This window comes from Streptomyces sp. NPDC002386, from assembly GCF_053593175.1.
Genome location: NZ_JBSFBX010000006.1, coordinates 203,620 through 218,457 on the forward strand (window position 1 = coordinate 203,620; position 14,838 = coordinate 218,457).

Here is a 14,838-nt window from a genome sequence, read left to right on the forward strand (position 1 = left end):
TCCTCCTCACTCCACGCGGTGTGGTCTGTGGCGGGTGACCCGCAGGCGGACCTCGGTGGGCGGGTCAGGGAGGCCGGTGGACCGACGAGCGGTGCTGAGCGGGCCTTCGCAGAGGGCACCGAGAGTGGCGCCGGGCGCGCCCTCGGGGGTGAGTGTGAGCCTGATGCGGGTGCTGTGGCGGGCCGGTCGGCCGGTGATCTGTACGGCCGCGTCATCGACACCTGGCAGGGCGCCGGCCTCGGCCGCAATCGCGTCACTGAGTGCGCGGTCGCGCAGTTCGACGCCCTCCTGCGGTGGTGTGCCGCCGACAGGCAGGGGGCCGGGGCGGCGTCGGCTCAGCTGGGCGAGCAGCCACCACAGGGCGAGCAGGGCGGCGAGGACGAGGGCGGCGATGACCGCCGGCCACCACCAGCCCTGGCTGCTCCAGCGGGCCCGGTCGGCCGGGCCGAGCAGGACGTCGTCCGGGGTGGTCAGGGGCCAGCCCGCGGGCGGGATCAGGCCGTGTCGCCGGTAGAGGTCGAGTCCGGCGAAGAGGACGAGCAGCCCGCCGCCGAGCAGAACCAGTCCGGCAAGGGCCAGCAGACTGCGGTTGGTCGCGGATCGCGGCTTCATGGTGCGGCCTCCAGGTGGTCCGGTTGTCGGTCAGCCGGTGCGTCGCCGCACCCGTACGACGACACGGGGAGGACGGGAGAGGGCCAGCCGGTCGCGTTCCTCGCCGAGGACGGCGGTGAGGTCGTCCTTCACCCGCTGGGGGTCGCGGAAGCGGACGTCCGCGCGGGCCCTGATGCGGCGGCGTCCGACGAGGACACGCGCCGCGCCGACTCCGGGGACCCGCATCGCGGCGTCACGCAGCAGCCCGGCGGCGCCGTCGCGGTCCAGGTGGGCACGCAGCCGGGGGCACCCGGCGGGGGTGCGCAGGGGCAGCCAGCGGCGCTGACCGGGGGTGAGGGCCAGGACGGTCAGCCAGACCCCCACGGCGGCGGCCACGGCGGCTCCCGTCAGCATCCACACGTCGTCCACCGGGCGGGTGGCCAGATCGTCGGTCAGATGCCGTCGCCAGGCCGCCGCCGGACGTCCCGCCCGTACGGCGACGACGTCGACCAGCGCCGCGACCGCGGCCACGAGGATCACAGCGGCGACCAGCGCCGCCGTGAGGCGACGCGTGGACCACGCGCGGTGGGTTCGGTACCCGCTGTCGCGCCCACCGGGAGGAAGGTCCGAGGTGGACGTGTCGCGCTCGGGCGGGCCGGGCTCCTTCGTCAGCGGCACGGCGCCCCGGTGCGCGGTCGATGCGGGGGTGCGGCCCGGAGGACCGGTATCGGATGTCATCGCGATCGCCCTTCCTGTCCGGCGTGCCCGGCGATCCGGCCCGCGTCGCCGCTCACCGGACCCGCCCCCGGCTCACGTCGGCGGCGGTCACCAGCCGCCGGACGGTGAGGAGGACCTCTCCCACCCGCAGCCCGGTCAACTCGGCGACCCGTTCCGCCACGTCCTGCTGGATCCGCTCGCAGACCCGGGGGACGTCGGTCGGGTAGGGCAGGTCCATGGTCAGGTGCAGGCGCACCGATCCGGTACGGACCGCGGCGGAGGCACTGGGCGCCGCCGCGGCGCCCCGATCGGGCGGGACGGCGGCGCGCCGGGACTGGGCCGTGCGTGCGGCCTGGGCGGCGATACGTGCGACCACCCTGTCCGGAATGACGGTGGCGCCCCGTTCGGCCGGGGGCGGCAGCCCGGCGGCCGGCGCCGGCGGGCTCGAGCCCTCGCCCGGGGGAGCGGGCCGGGTACTCACCGCTGCCTCCGTGTCCGGAGGTCGAGGTCACCCTGGACGACGAGGCCGACGACCAGCCCCGCCGCGCCCAGGACGAGCACCAGCAGAAAAGCCCAGAAGCCGCCGAAGTAGCCGGCGAAGCCCAGGGCCATACCGGCTGCGAGGCCCGTCGTAGCTGTGTTCATCTCGCACTCACCCGTCCCGCCTACGCACGCCACCGTGCGCGCGATCGCCCGCGCCCGCTCGGTGCGCGGTGGTGGATCACCTCACGCGGCCCTCGTCCGGTTCGGCCTCTTCCTCCTCGTCGGGCAGGTGGATGTCGCCGACGGCGATGTTCACCTCGACGACCTCCAGGCCCGTCATCCGCTCCACGGCGCTGATGACATTGGTGCGCACGTCGCCGGCGACGTCGACGATGGAGACGCCGTACTCGACGACGACGTCCAGGTCGACCGCGGCCTGCCGCTCACCCACCTCGACCTTCACTCCTCGCGTGACGGCCCCGCCTCCGCCCGCGCCGGGCACGCGTTCGCGCATGGCGCCGAAGGCACGGGCCATTCCCGCGCCGAGGCTGTGGATGCCCGGTACCTCGCGGGCCGCCATGCCCGCGATCTTGGCCACCACACCGTCCGCGATGGTGGTCTTCCCCCGTGTCTCGGCCGGAGCCCCCGCCCCGGTGCGGCCCTTGAGCGCGCTCACGCCCGCCTCGGGCCGGCCGCCCCCGCCGACGCTGGTGATGTTGTCCGTCATGGCGGTCGCCTCGATCGGTCGCTGGGACACCGGTGCGGTGCCTTCTAGACGTTGGACATATCGGACGCCCCATTCATCACGGACATTGAGTGTGACGTGCATCACACATGACGCGTCGGGTACCCGGCCGGTCCGAGCCTTGTGTGGGGTCGCCATGATCGAAAGCGCTGTCTCCCCGTCGCCGGGCCGCGACCTGACAGGGCGCGACCTGCCGGGGCGCGACCTGCCGGACGGCCTGCTGGCCGTACGGGCGGCCGAGGGGGACGAGGAGTCCTTCGCCGTTCTCGTCCAGCGGCACGGCCGGCCTCTCCTCGCCCTGGCCCACTGCATGCTCGGCAATCCCCAGGACGCCGAGGAGGCGGTTCAGGACGCCTTCGTCAGTGCCTGGCGGCGACTGCCGGAATACCGCCACAGCGCGGAGTTCCGTACCTGGATCTACCGGATCACCGTCAACCGCTGCCTGACCATGCGCCGTCGCCGGCCGCCGCCCCTTTCGCTGGACGCCGTCGCCGAGCCCGCGGCGGGAGACGCCTGGAGCCAGCCCGCCCGGTCCGCCGAGCAGGAGGCGGCCACCGCCGCGCTGTCCCGCGCACTCGGCGATCTCGACGCCGGACAGCGACTCTGCTGGATCCTGCGAGAGGTGCAGGGCTTGTCCTACAAGGAGATCTCCCATGTGACGCGGACCAGCGAACCCACGGTGCGCGGCAGACTGTTCCGGGCGCGCCGGTCCCTGCAGGAGGCGATGGGCCCATGGCGCTAGACGACCCGCACGCGTGGCCCCACGGACCTCTCGGAGCCCACGGGACCGTTTCCGAGCCGGGTGCCGCCGACGTCCCCCCGTTCGCGGGTGACGAGGCCCTGCCCTGCGGCCGGCTGCTCAGCCGGGTCTGGGAACGGACCCGGGACGCGTCGCCGGCCGCGGACCCGCACACCCTCTCCTGCCCTCACTGCCGCGAGGCGGCCGAAGGGCTGGCCGCGGTGGACGCGGCCAGCCGAGGGCTGCGCTTCGAGGACACGCCCGGCCCCCGCGCACTCACCGACCGCGTCATGAACATCGTCAGGGCAGAGGTACGGCTCGGGCGGCTGCTGCCCCTCGCCGACCCGGACCGGGAGCTGCGCATCGCCGAGAGCGCCGCGGCGAAGGTACTCCGGCGGGCCGCGGACACGGTCCCCGGTGCCAGGGCCGCGACGTGCAGGCTCGCACTCGTGGGCGAAGGCGCCGACGTGCGGGTGACCATGACCCTGGCCGCCGCCCTCGACCGCCCCCTGCCCGACCGGGTCCGCCAGGTGCGCCGATCGGTCCTGCACTCGGCCGGACAGGACCTGGGTCTGGCCGTGACCGCCGTCGACATCGCCGTGATCGACGTCCTGGAGCCGGAGCCGGAGCCGCTCCCGCGTCCCGGCCTCCCGACCGTCGGCGGCACGTGATGACCGTCGTCGGCGCGACCACACTTCCCGGTGCCGCGGTCGAGGCGGCCCTCGCGGTTCCCGGCGTGGTGGGCCTGCAACCCCGTCTGTCCCATCGCCTGGCGGCAGCCGCGGAGTCCGCGCGGCCGGGTGCCCCGCCGCACCGGACGCCCGAGGCAGGCGTCCGCGCGTGCCGGTCGCCGGACGGTTCGGGATGGCACATCGAGGTGCGCTGCGTCCTGTCCGGGGGCCGGCGGGCGCTGGACGTCGCCCGGAACGTCCACGACCGGGTGGCGGAGGCCGTCATCTCCCACCTCGCCGCCCTCGATGCCGTGGAACGGGTCACCGTCGAAGTCACCGTGACCGGAATCGCCGCCCGGCTCGACGTGGGGTGAACGAGAGGATCTCGGCGGGGCGCGCTCGGCGCCGCCGGGTTCCCGCCGGGCGCCGGCCGTGGCGCGCGGAGCGCGGCGGGCGAGGGCGGCCGGACGAAAAGGACCGCACCCGGACCGTCATGGACGCCGTGCTCGGCGGCCTGCGGACCGGGTGCGGCCAGGGAGACGCTGCAATGAAAGAACAAGCAGGTCAGAGGGCGTAAAAGGAGATCACGCCTTCTTGGTCTCCCAGAAGATCTTGTCGATCTGCGCGATGTAGTCCAGCGCCTTCTGGCCCGTCGCCGGGTCGGTGGACGCCTTGGCGGCCGAGAGGGCCTTCAGGGTGTCGTTGACCAGCTGGTGCAGCTCCGGGTACTTCTCGAAGTGCGGGGGCTTGAAGTAGTCGCTCCACAGCACGGAGACGTGGTGCTTCGCCAGCTCGGCGCGCTGCTCCTTGATGACGGTGGCACGCGCCTGGAAGTGCGGGTCGTCATTGCCGGCCATCTTCTCCTGGACGGCCTTCACCGACTCCGCCTCGATGCGGGCCTGGGCCGGGTCGTACACGCCGCAGGGCAGGTCGCAGTGCGCGCTGACCTTGACCTTGGGGGCAAACAGGCGGGAAAGCATGGAGCATTCCTTCCTCGTGATCGTCTTCTCAGGTGCGACATTACTCCCTGAGGGACCTGTTTTCGTGAGTGCCCCCTAGGGCTTAGGACAAAAGTCCAGGGTCACACTGGGACTGGTGGAGGAACGGACCGGGGAGGTGCCGGGATGCCGGAGCTGTCGCAGGAGAGCGAGCGGGGGAGGACCGGGGCGCCCTTCGGGCTGGCCGAGGTGACGGGTCCGTCCATGGTGCCCACGCTGCATCACGGGGACCGGCTGCTCCTGCAGTACGGGGCGGCGGTCCGGCCGGGGGACGTCGTGGTGCTGCGGCACCCCTTCCAGCAGGACCTGCTCGTCGTCAAGCGTGCCGCCGAGCGGCGCGAGGGCGGCTGGTGGGTGCTCGGGGACAACCCCTACGCCGGTGGCGACAGCACCGACTACGGAGTGGTGCCCGACGAACTGGTCCTGGGCAGGGCGAGGCTGCGGTACCGGCCGCCGCGGCCGGGTCAGCGTTCGCCGCTGGCGCTCGCTCGCTGGGCGTTCTCCGCGGTGCGGCCGCTGTTCGCCGACCGGTCGGCCTCCAGGCGTTTGCGGGCCCGGTAGGCGGCCACGTTGGCGCGGGTCGCGCAGCGGTCGGAGCAGTAGCGCCGGGATCGGTTCGTGGAGGTGTCGAGGTAGGCGTTGCGGCACGGGGCCGCCTGGCACAGGCCCAGCCGGTCGACGCCGTACTCGGTCAGGTGGAAGGCGAGGCCCATCGCCGCGATGGCCGCGTAGCCGGCGGTGGCGTTGGAGGGGTGGTCGGCCAGGTGCATGTGCCACAGCGGGCGGCCGTCCTCGTCGCGGTGGTCGTGGCCGGAGATCTGCGGGCTGACCGGGAACTCCAGCAGCAGTGAGTTGAGGAGGTCGACCGCCAGGGTCTCGTCGCCCTCGTCGGCCGCCTCGAAGACCGAACGCAGCCGGGCCCGCACCGAGCGGAAGCGGGTGACGTCGGCGTCGGCGGCCCGGCGGGCCGCCGAGGCGTTGGCGCCGAAGAGGTCGCGGACGGCCTCGACCGACGTCAGGGAGTCCTTGCCCCGGACCGGCTCCTCGCTGTTGACGAGACGTACGGCGTAATCCGAGTAATAGGCCAGTTCCACTTGTAGTCCTTACGGAGGCGCTCTATGGTCGTGTCTGCGGTCGGGTAACAGCCGGTCGTGCTTCCAGGGTATTACGCGTGCGTGAGGAGACGGGGCTTCCATGACCACCAGTACCAGTACCAGTAGCGGAACCGACTGGGCCGCCTGGCAGGAGAGCTGGGACCGGCAGCAGGAGTGGTACATGCCGGACCGCGAGGAGCGGTTCCGGATCATGCTCGACATGGTGGAGGCGCTCGTCGGCACCGCGCCGCGCGTCCTCGACCTCGCCTGCGGCACCGGCACCATCACCGCCCGGCTGCTGGCCCGCTTCCCCGACGCCACCAGCACCGGGGTCGACCTCGACCCGGCCCTGCTCGCCATCGCCCGCGGCACCTTCGAAGGCGACGACCGCGTCTCCTTCGTCACCGCCGACCTCAAGGACCCCGACTGGGCGGCTCGGCTGCCGTACGACTCCTACGACGCGGTGCTGACCGCCACGGCCCTGCACTGGCTGCACAGCGAACCCCTCGCGGCACTCTACGGACGGCTCGCGGAGCTGGTGCGCGCCGGTGGTGTGTTCATGAACGCGGACCACATGATCGACGAGAGCACCCCGCGGATCAACGCGGCCGAACGCGCCCTGCGGCACGCCCGCATGGATCAGGCCAAGCGGGACGGCGCGCTGGACTGGGCCGACTGGTGGCGGGTGGCCGCCGAGGACCCGGTCCTGGCCGAGCCGACCGCCCGCCGCTTCGAGATCTACGGCGAGCACGCCGACGGCGACATGCCGTCCCCGGCGTGGCACGCGCGCGTACTGCGCGAGAAGGGCTTCGACGAGGCCCGCCCGGTGTGGAGCTCGCCCTCGGACACGCTGCTGCTCGCGGTGAGGTGAGGCCATGCCGAACGGCGGAAGAGGGGCGGTACGGAGAATTCCGTACCGCCCCTCTTCCGGTGAGACTCCGCCGAGTCTCAGAGCACCTTGGACAGGAACGACTGGGTCCGCTCGTGCTGGGGGTTGGTCAGGACGTCGCGTGGATGGCCGGATTCGACCACCACGCCTCCGTCCATGAACACCAGGCTGTCGCCCACCTCGCGGGCGAAGCCCATCTCGTGGGTGACGACGACCATCGTCATGCCGGACTCGGCGAGGTCGCGCATGACGTCAAGGACGTCACCGACCAGCTCCGGGTCGAGGGCCGAGGTCGGCTCGTCGAACAGCATCAGCTTCGGGTCCATGGCCAGCGCCCGGGCGATCGCCACCCGCTGCTGCTGGCCACCGGAGAGCTGCGAGGGGTAGTTCCCGGCCTTGTCGGCGAGGCCCACCCGCTCCAGGAGCTGCATCGCACGCTCCTTGGCCTGGGCCCTGCCGACGCCCTTGACCTGGACCGGCGCCTCGATGACGTTCTCCGCCGCCGTCATGTGCGGGAACAGGTTGAAGCGCTGGAAGACCATGCCGATGTCCCGGCGCTTGAGCGCGACCTCGCTGTCCTTCAGCTCGTACAGCTTCTCGCCCTTCTGGCGGTAGCCGACCAGCTCGCCGTCCACGTAGAGACGGCCCGCGTTGATCTTCTCCAGGTGGTTGATGCACCTCAGGAAGGTCGACTTGCCGGAGCCGGAGGGGCCGATGAGGCAGAACACCTCACCCTGCTTGACCTCCAGGTCGATGCCCTTGAGCACCTCCACGTGGCCGAAGGACTTGTGAACGCCCTCCGCCTTGACCATCGAGGCCGTTCCCGTGGGGACGGCGTCACTCTTGCTCAGCTTGTCGGTCATGCGCCCACCGCTCCCCTCGGGCCGCCCAGCGACAGCACGTTCGCCCGCACCTTCTGCCACGGGGTCGGCGGCAGCTGGCGGCTGGAGCCGCGGGCGTAGTAGCGCTCGATGTAGTACTGACCCACGCTCAGCACCGAGGTCATGATCAGGTACCAGGCCGCGGCCAGGAAGTACATCTCCACCGGCGCACCGGAGTTCTGGCCGATGTCCTGGGCGAAGCGGAACAACTCGGGATACTGGACGGCCGCCACGAGCGAGGTCGTCTTCAGCATGTTGATCACTTCGTTGCCCGTGGGCGGCACGATCACGCGCATCGCCTGCGGGATGACGATCCGCCGCAGCGTCTTGCTGTGGCTCATACCGAGGGCGTGCGCCGCCTCGGTCTGGCCCTCGTCCACCGCGAGCAGGCCGGCCCGGCAGATCTCCGCCATGTACGCCGCCTCGTTCAGACCCAGGCCGAGCAGCGCCGTCAGCAACGGCGTCATGAAGTTCGACCAGTAGTCCTTGTAGAACGGCATCAGGTTGATGTACTCGAAGACCAGGCCCAGGTTGAACCAGAGGAAGAGCTGGACCAGGACCGGGGTGCCGCGGAAGAACCAGATGTAGAACCAGGCGATCGACGAGGTCACCGGGTTCTTCGACAGCCGCATCACCGCGAGGACGATGCCGCCCACGATGCCGATCAGCATCGACAGGACCGTCAGCAGAAGGGTCTTGCCGACACCCTTCATGATCCGGTCGTCGAAGAAGTAGTCCGGAACCGCGTGCCAGTTGATCTGGCCCTGGCTGAAGGCGTAGATGATCGCGACGAGGAGCGCGATGGCGATGACGGCGGTGACGTACCGCCCGTAGTGCCGGACCGGGATCGCCTTGATGGCCTCCGGGCCGACCGGGGGAGTGTGCTGCCCCCCGGCCGCCGACTTGTCGATGTCAGTCACGGGTGTTGCCTCTCAGTGGCCGCTTCGGGTCCGCGGGTCACTTGCCGCCGTTGATCACGGACTGCTTGACGGCGCCGTCCTGCGCGCCCCACTTCTCCAGGATCTTGCCGTACTCGCCGCTCTTGATGACGGCGTCCATCGCGGCCTTGAGAGCGTCCCGCAGCTGGGTGTCCTTCTTGGCCACGGCGATGCCGTACGGCGCGGCCTCGACCTGGTCGCCGACGACCTCGAAGTCCTTGCCGCCGCCGGAGGTCTTGACCGCGTACGCGGCGACCGGGAAGTCGGCGGACACGGCGTCCGCGCCGCCCGAGCGCAGCCGGGTCTGGGCCTGCTGGTTGTCGTCGAAGGCCTCGATGGCGAGCTTCTTGCCGCTCGGACACTTCTTGGCCTGCTCCTTGGCCAGGTCCTCCGAAGTGGTGCCGCGCTGCACGGCGAGCTTCTTGCCGCAGAGGTCTTCCCAGGTGGTGATGCCCTTGGTGTCGCCCTTGCGGGTGTAGATGGAGACACCGGCGGTCAGGTAGTCCACGAAGTCGACGCCCTCGCCGACCTTCTTGCCGGTGTCCGGGTCGACGCCCTCCTGACGGTTCTTGTTGTCCGTCATCGCCGACATCGCGATGTCGTAGCGGTCCGAGCGCAGACCGGTGAGCAGACCGTCGAAGGTGCCGTTCTCGAACTGGAACTTCACCCCGAGCTGCTTGCCCAGGGCCGCCGCCAGGTCGGGGTCGAGACCGACGACGTTTCCGGAGTTGTCCTTGTACTCGACCGGGGCGTAGGCGATGTCCGACCCGACCCGGACGACGCCGCTGCTACGGATGTCCTTGGGAAGCTTGTCGGCCAGCGGGGCGCTGCCGGCGGACGAGCTGCCGGAGTCGTTGCCGCTGTCCTTGGTCTGGTCACCGCAGCCGGTGAGCAGCAGGGCGCCTGCGACCGCGATCGCACCGACCGCAGCTAGCCGGGAGTGCGCGGCGGTCGTACGACGGGTGGAGCTTGCGGTCATGGTGGTTCCTCCGGCGGGTGGAGAGAGGTGCCGATGGGTCGACGGAAACACACACCTTCGGGTGTCGCGACCTCGTGGGTTTACGGCATCTTGCCATTCGGGTTAGCCCATCCAGGGGAGTCGCAATGTCAAAATCGGATAACGGGTGATCCCTCCACCACGTCAGGACGGGCCCTCCCCGGCCCCGCACCCCGGACCATCTGCGGGGATCCGGGCCTCCGGCCGCAAAAACTTCTACCCGTCTCACCATGTGGTCGGCGAAGATCGTGGTTTTTCCCATCCAGCAGGGCTCTTGCCAACGGTGTGACCGTCCTGTCAGCCGCGTGTCACCCCTGTGTGGCTTTCTGGTTCCCAGATGTGACCTTGCACCTAATGGACTCGTCGTCAGCACCGTCCGTCCGGTAAGAAGGTTCTTTACACCCCTCATCCGGGGCTCAGGGCGCGTGTGCGGCGCGCCCGTCGCGCAGCTGCTCGTACGTATCGGTAACCGGGCCTGCGCGGTGCCCGCCCACCCCTCACCAGGAGTGGTCGACCCTCAAACCATGCATACCTAAGGGGTAAGACAAAGTGGCAGCGGAGATCGTCAATCCTCGCAGCGACAACACAACGGATCAGGACGGGGCCGAGCCCCTCGATTCCTTCGATCCGGCGTTCGCGCTTCATCGCGGCGGCAAGATGGCCGTGCAGGCCACCGTTCCGGTCCGCGACAAGGACGACCTTTCCCTCGCGTACACGCCCGGCGTCGCGCGCGTGTGCACCGCGATCGCGGAGCAGCCGGAACTGGTCAACGACTACACGTGGAAGTCCTCGGTGGTCGCCGTCGTGACCGACGGCACGGCCGTGCTGGGACTCGGGGACATCGGCCCCGAGGCCTCCCTCCCGGTGATGGAGGGCAAGGCCATCCTGTTCAAGCAGTTCGGCGGAGTCGACGCGGTGCCCATCGCGCTCGACTGCACGGACGTCGACGACATCGTCGAGACCGTGGTCCGGCTCGCTCCCTCCTTCGGCGGAGTGAACCTGGAGGACATCTCGGCGCCCCGGTGCTTCGAGATCGAGCGCCGGCTGCAGGAGCGCCTGGACATCCCGGTCTTCCACGACGACCAGCACGGCACGGCCGTCGTGACGCTCGCGGCGCTGCGGAACGCGGCCCGGCTGAGCGGCCGTGAGATCGGGCAGCTCCGGGCCGTCATCTCGGGCGCCGGCGCGGCCGGTGTCGCCATCGCCAGGATGCTGGTCGAGGCCGGCATCGGGGACGTGGCGGTGGCGGACCGCAAGGGCGTCGTGTCGGTCGGCCGGGAGGACCTGACGCCGGTCAAGCGCGAGCTGGCCTCCTTCACCAACAAGGCCGGCATCACCGGTTCGCTGGAGGACGCCCTGGCGGGTGCGGACGTGTTCATCGGCGTCTCCGGCGGCACGGTCGCGGAGGCGGCGGTCGCCTCCATGGCCGAGGGCGCCTTCGTCTTCGCGATGGCCAACCCGAACCCGGAGGTGCACCCGGAGGTGGCGCACAAGTACGCGGCGGTCGTCGCGACCGGGCGCTCGGACTTCCCGAACCAGATCAACAACGTGCTGGCCTTCCCCGGGATCTTCGCCGGCGCGCTGCAGGTGCGGGCCACGCGGATCACCGAGGGCATGAAGATCGCCGCCGCTGAGGCGCTGGCCGCCGTCGTGGGCGACGACCTCGCCGCCGACTACGTCATCCCGTCGCCGTTCGACGAGCGGGTCGCTCCCGCGGTGACGGCGGCGGTGGCGGCCGCCGCCCGCGCCGCGGGTGTCGCCCGTCGCTGACGTCGCGCCGGACAGCTCCACTCGAACGGCCCCGCCCGACCCGGCGGGGCCGTTCTTTTCGACCGGTCACCTGACCGTCCGCCCTTGTTGCACGGGCAGGAGCCGGGGCGGTGTACGGAGCCGTGCGCCGGGCTGCGCCGGTCGGGTGCCCTTGCGCAAGAGGGCATGTGTCACAGCCCCCCGCGGTTCCGCCCGCTGCACGGCGCACCTATCGTCGAGCCCATGTTCGCTGCCTACGCCGCCCGAATCGACCGCGACCAGCCGCTCACCGGACTCGAGTTGGGGGAGCGTCCGGCCCCCGAGGCCCGGCCCGGCTGGAGCACGGTGAACGTCCGCGCCGCCTCCCTCAACCACCACGACCTCTGGTCCCTGCGCGGTGTGGGCCTCGCCGAGGACAAGCTGCCGATGATCCTCGGCTGCGACGCCGCCGGGATCGACGAGGACGGCAACGAGGTCGTCCTGCACTCCGTCATCGGGCAGAGCGGCCACGGCGTCGGCCCCAAGGAGCCCCGCTCCATCCTCACCGAGCGCTACCAGGGCACGTTCGCCGAGCAGGTCGCCGTGCCGACCTGGAACATCCTGCCCAAGCCCAAGGAACTGTCCTTCGCCGAGGCCGCGTGTCTGCCGACGGCCTGGCTGACGGCCTACCGGATGCTGTTCACCAACGCCGGGGTGCGGCCCGGCGACTCGGTCCTCGTGCAGGGCGCGGGCGGCGGTGTCGCCACCGCCGCCATCGTGCTGGGCAAGGCGGCCGGACTGCGGGTCTTCGCGACCAGCCGGGACGAGGCCAAGCGGAAGCGGGCGCTGGAGCTCGGCGCGGTCGAGGCGGTGGAGTCGGGAGCCCGGCTGCCGCAGCGGGTGGACGCCGTCATCGAGACCGTGGGCGCCGCCACCTGGTCCCACTCGGTGAAGTCCCTGCGGCCCGGGGGCACGCTCGTGATCTCCGGCGCCACCAGCGGTGACCGTCCCACGCACGCCGAACTGACCCGGATCTTCTTCCTCGAGCTGAAGGTCGTCGGCTCGACCATGGGCACCAAGGACGAGCTGGAGGACCTGCTGTCCTTCTGCGCCGCCACCGGCGTGCGCCCCGTCATCGACGAGATCCTGCCCCTGGACCGGGCCCGTGAGGGCTTCGAACGGCTGGCGTCCGGCGAGCAGTTCGGGAAGATCGTCCTGACCAGCGAGTAAGGCTGCCCGCGGGCGGCGTGCTCCGGTGATGGCCGGAGCACGCCACCGCGCGGACCGCGGCCGCCGGCGGGTCAGACCTTCGGGCGGCGCAGTATCGCGCCGATGTGCGCCGCCGCCGCCGAAAGGTGCCCGCGGGCTTCCTGGAGCTGGCCGGCGGTGACGCCGTGGTCCCTGGCCGCGTCGCGGATGTCGTCGCGGAAGCGGTCCAGCAGCCGGTCCAGGTCGCGGGCCGGCTCGCCGGTGGGCGCCTCGTGCGCCCAGGACGGTTCGTACTCGGCCGGGAAGTCCTCCGGGGGCACGGAGTACTCCGGCGCCGCGGCGGCCGGTTTGTGCGGGGCGGTGCCCGCACCCTCGGCGGCGCGGCCGAAGCCCCGGTCCTTGCCGAACTCCTTGCCGTACTCCTTCCCGAACTCGCCGAACTCCTTGGCGAGTTCGGTCAGGCCCTCGCGTACGCCGGTCGGCCAGTCGCCGCGGGTGAAGTGGTCCTGCACGCGCTCCTGGACCCGATGGGCGATGCGCTGCATCTCCTCCTGCGCCTGGGCCCGCGCCCGCGTCTGGGCCTCCTGCGCCTGGTGGCGGGCCCGCTGGGCCTCCTCGCGGGCCCGGCGGCTCTCGTCCTTGGCGCGGCGGGCCTGTTCCTTCCACTCCTGCTTGACCCGGCGCATCTCCTCCTTGGCGGCGCGCCAGGACTCCTTGTCACCGAGGTCGCCGCTCTCCCCGGGGGGCCCCGCCTCGCCGCCGTTCCTCCCGGAGCCCCGGCGGGCCTCGGAGGCGGCGGCGCGCATCTCGCGCCGCAGATCGCCGGCCGCGCCGCGCACGTCGGCCTTCATCTCGGCGGCGAGCTCCGCCACGGACTCGCGGATCTCCAGCTCCAGGTCGGCCAGCTCGCCGCCGCGGTCGGCGAGTTCGGCGCGGCCGGCGTCCGTGATGGCGTAGACCTTGCGGCCGCCCTCCGTGGTGTGCGTGACCAGGCCCTCGGCCTCCAGCTTGGCGAGCCGGGGGTAGACCGTGCCCGCCGAAGGGGCGTACAGGCCCTGGAAGCGCTCCCCGAGGAGCCTGATCACCTCGTATCCGTGGCGCGGGGCCTCGTCGAGCAGCTTGAGCAGGTACAGGCGCAGGCGCCCGTGGGCGAAGACGGGAGGCATGTCAGAGCACCTTCTTGTCGGTCGTGCCGTCGGTCGGGCCGTCGGCCGGGGAGCCGGCACGGGCCTCGTGGGCGTCGTCGGGCTCGTCCTCGCCCGGCGGGCGGCGCAGCAGGGCGATGGAGCCGGACACCGTCGTGGCCCTGAGCTTTCCGTTGCCCGCGCCCAGCCGGCCGGTGATCTTGTGTGCGCCCCACTGGCCCTGCACCCGCAGTCCGTCGAAGGCGTTGGAGATCGTGCCGCTCGCGGTGTTGGCCTCCACCTCCGCGTCCGCCGGGTGCGGCAGGCGGATCGCGATCTCACCGGAGACGCTGGTCAGGCCCACGTCGGTGGGGCCGTCCGGATCCAGGTCGATGATCATGGAGCCGCTGACCGAGTCGGCCCGGACGGAGGAGCCCGAGCCCTCGACCACGGTCAGGTCCCCCGAGACGGAGTGGAACCGCAGGTCGCCCGTGACGGCCTGGGCCTCCAGGTTTCCGGAGACGGTGTCGGCGCGGACCTGGCCGGAGACGCCGACGAGGGTCGTGTCGCCGGTCACGCCCTTGATCACCGAGGAGCCGTTGATCCCGGAGACGACGGCGCCGGCGCCGACCACGCCCACCTCGACGCGGGTGTCGGCGGGGACCGCGAGGGTGACGACCGCGCTGCGGCGCCAGCCCTTGCGGTCGAGCCACTTGAGGAAGCCCTTCCACGGCAGGTCGTCGTAGGCGACGGTGAGGGTGCCGCCCTGGTGGGTGACGATCAGGGGTGGGCCCTCGATGTCCGTGACCTCCAGGCGTGCGGAACCCTCGTCCGTGCCCACGACGTTCACCGTTCCGTTGACGATGCGGACGTGCAGGTCGTGCACCGGGGTGTCGAAGGTGAGCTTCTGGGGGTCGGCGATGGACCACTCGGACATGGGGCCTCCTTGGCCGGACACGGACACGCCATATCGCGTCTTCTGGGAAACACGATATATCGCGGATGGGGAAAGTCAAGGCGTCTCTGCATAGGCT

19 protein-coding genes are annotated in these 14,838 nt (G+C 71.5%); 7 read left to right on the top strand and 12 right to left on the bottom strand.

What is annotated here, in order from left to right; all coding sequences use genetic code 11:
- Positions 1-6: 6 nt before the first annotated feature.
- From ACWCPN_RS14930 to ACWCPN_RS14950, 5 genes are all read right to left on the bottom strand, one after another.
- Positions 7-612 (bottom strand): alkaline shock response membrane anchor protein AmaP, encoded by a 606-nt coding sequence (locus ACWCPN_RS14930; RefSeq protein WP_451205681.1) that lies wholly within the window; start codon positions 610-612, stop codon positions 7-9.
- A gap of 30 nt (positions 613-642) precedes the next feature.
- Positions 643-1,329: a DUF6286 domain-containing protein gene (locus ACWCPN_RS14935; RefSeq protein WP_451205683.1), complete on the bottom strand. Its 687-nt coding sequence runs from the start codon at positions 1,327-1,329 to the stop codon at positions 643-645.
- Between the two features lie 52 nt (positions 1,330-1,381).
- Positions 1,382-1,789 (bottom strand): Asp23/Gls24 family envelope stress response protein, encoded by a 408-nt coding sequence (locus tag ACWCPN_RS14940; protein ID WP_451205686.1) that lies wholly within the window; start codon positions 1,787-1,789, stop codon positions 1,382-1,384.
- The gene (locus ACWCPN_RS14945; RefSeq protein ID WP_351495686.1) at positions 1,786-1,953 is read right to left on the bottom strand and encodes a hypothetical protein; all 168 of its coding nucleotides are present in this window, start codon (positions 1,951-1,953) and stop codon (positions 1,786-1,788) included. The genes ACWCPN_RS14940 and ACWCPN_RS14945 overlap by 4 nt, the downstream gene beginning before the upstream one ends.
- A 76-nt stretch (positions 1,954-2,029) precedes the next feature.
- Positions 2,030-2,518, bottom strand: a complete 489-nt coding sequence (locus tag ACWCPN_RS14950) for an Asp23/Gls24 family envelope stress response protein (RefSeq protein ID WP_451206049.1) — start codon at positions 2,516-2,518, stop codon at positions 2,030-2,032.
- Between the two features lie 154 nt (positions 2,519-2,672).
- Between ACWCPN_RS14950 and ACWCPN_RS14955 the strand changes: the two genes are divergently transcribed.
- Genes ACWCPN_RS14955 through ACWCPN_RS14965 form a run of 3 tightly spaced genes read left to right on the top strand, consistent with a single transcriptional unit; the run spans position 2,673 to position 4,320 of the window.
- Positions 2,673-3,278: an RNA polymerase sigma factor gene (locus ACWCPN_RS14955; protein ID WP_451205689.1), complete on the top strand. Its 606-nt coding sequence runs from the start codon at positions 2,673-2,675 to the stop codon at positions 3,276-3,278.
- The gene (locus tag ACWCPN_RS14960) at positions 3,269-3,946 is read left to right on the top strand and encodes a hypothetical protein (protein ID WP_451205692.1); all 678 of its coding nucleotides are present in this window, start codon (positions 3,269-3,271) and stop codon (positions 3,944-3,946) included. Before ACWCPN_RS14955 ends, ACWCPN_RS14960 begins: the two co-directional genes overlap by 10 nt.
- A complete protein-coding gene (locus ACWCPN_RS14965; protein ID WP_451206052.1) occupies positions 3,946-4,320 on the top strand; it encodes a hypothetical protein in 375 nt (124 codons plus the stop codon). The genes ACWCPN_RS14960 and ACWCPN_RS14965 overlap by 1 nt, the downstream gene beginning before the upstream one ends.
- A gap of 210 nt (positions 4,321-4,530) precedes the next feature.
- Here the strand turns inward: ACWCPN_RS14965 and sodN are convergent, their stop codons facing one another.
- Positions 4,531-4,926 (bottom strand): superoxide dismutase, Ni, encoded by a 396-nt coding sequence (gene sodN / locus ACWCPN_RS14970; protein ID WP_004983535.1) that lies wholly within the window; start codon positions 4,924-4,926, stop codon positions 4,531-4,533.
- A 144-nt stretch (positions 4,927-5,070) separates the two neighbouring features.
- Here sodN and sodX point away from each other — a divergent pair, with 144 nt between their 5' ends.
- A complete protein-coding gene (gene sodX, locus ACWCPN_RS14975) occupies positions 5,071-5,505 on the top strand; it encodes a nickel-type superoxide dismutase maturation protease (protein WP_365119863.1) in 435 nt (144 codons plus the stop codon).
- On the opposite strand, the gene ACWCPN_RS14980 is transcribed toward sodX, so the two are convergent.
- On the bottom strand, positions 5,409-6,038 hold the full coding sequence (locus tag ACWCPN_RS14980; RefSeq protein WP_451205695.1) for a CGNR zinc finger domain-containing protein: 630 nt from the start codon (positions 6,036-6,038) through the stop codon (positions 5,409-5,411). The genes sodX and ACWCPN_RS14980 overlap by 97 nt on opposite strands.
- A 100-nt stretch (positions 6,039-6,138) precedes the next feature.
- Between ACWCPN_RS14980 and ACWCPN_RS14985 the strand changes: the two genes are divergently transcribed.
- Complete coding sequence (locus ACWCPN_RS14985; RefSeq protein ID WP_451205698.1) at positions 6,139-6,909, top strand: class I SAM-dependent methyltransferase; 771 nt, start codon at positions 6,139-6,141, stop codon at positions 6,907-6,909.
- 77 nt (positions 6,910-6,986) lie between these two features.
- Here ACWCPN_RS14985 and ACWCPN_RS14990 read toward each other — a convergent pair whose 3' ends face one another.
- The 3 genes from ACWCPN_RS14990 to ACWCPN_RS15000 are packed head-to-tail and all read right to left on the bottom strand — an operon-like array spanning position 6,987 to position 9,725.
- On the bottom strand, positions 6,987-7,790 hold the full coding sequence (locus tag ACWCPN_RS14990) for an amino acid ABC transporter ATP-binding protein (RefSeq protein WP_392292250.1): 804 nt from the start codon (positions 7,788-7,790) through the stop codon (positions 6,987-6,989).
- Positions 7,787-8,728 carry an amino acid ABC transporter permease gene (locus tag ACWCPN_RS14995; RefSeq protein WP_451205701.1) on the bottom strand — a complete coding sequence of 314 codons (942 nt, stop codon included), beginning with the start codon at positions 8,726-8,728 and terminating at the stop codon, positions 7,787-7,789. Before ACWCPN_RS14995 ends, ACWCPN_RS14990 begins: the two co-directional genes overlap by 4 nt.
- A 37-nt stretch (positions 8,729-8,765) precedes the next feature.
- A complete protein-coding gene (locus ACWCPN_RS15000) occupies positions 8,766-9,725 on the bottom strand; it encodes an ABC transporter substrate-binding protein (RefSeq protein WP_451205703.1) in 960 nt (319 codons plus the stop codon).
- Positions 9,726-10,292: 567 nt separating this feature from the next.
- Between ACWCPN_RS15000 and ACWCPN_RS15005 the strand changes: the two genes are divergently transcribed.
- Together ACWCPN_RS15005 and ACWCPN_RS15010 are read left to right on the top strand one after the other, a co-directional pair.
- Positions 10,293-11,513: an NAD(P)-dependent malic enzyme gene (locus tag ACWCPN_RS15005; protein WP_451205707.1), complete on the top strand. Its 1,221-nt coding sequence runs from the start codon at positions 10,293-10,295 to the stop codon at positions 11,511-11,513.
- A gap of 222 nt (positions 11,514-11,735) precedes the next feature.
- Positions 11,736-12,701, top strand: a complete 966-nt coding sequence (locus tag ACWCPN_RS15010; RefSeq protein ID WP_392292251.1) for a zinc-binding dehydrogenase — start codon at positions 11,736-11,738, stop codon at positions 12,699-12,701.
- Between the two features lie 71 nt (positions 12,702-12,772).
- Here ACWCPN_RS15010 and ACWCPN_RS15015 read toward each other — a convergent pair whose 3' ends face one another.
- The gene (locus ACWCPN_RS15015) at positions 12,773-13,846 is read right to left on the bottom strand and encodes a helix-turn-helix transcriptional regulator (RefSeq protein ID WP_451205710.1); all 1,074 of its coding nucleotides are present in this window, start codon (positions 13,844-13,846) and stop codon (positions 12,773-12,775) included.
- Between the two features lies 1 nt (position 13,847).
- On the bottom strand, positions 13,848-14,741 hold the full coding sequence (locus ACWCPN_RS15020; RefSeq protein WP_451205713.1) for a DUF4097 family beta strand repeat-containing protein: 894 nt from the start codon (positions 14,739-14,741) through the stop codon (positions 13,848-13,850).
- Positions 14,742-14,838 lie beyond the last annotated feature (97 nt).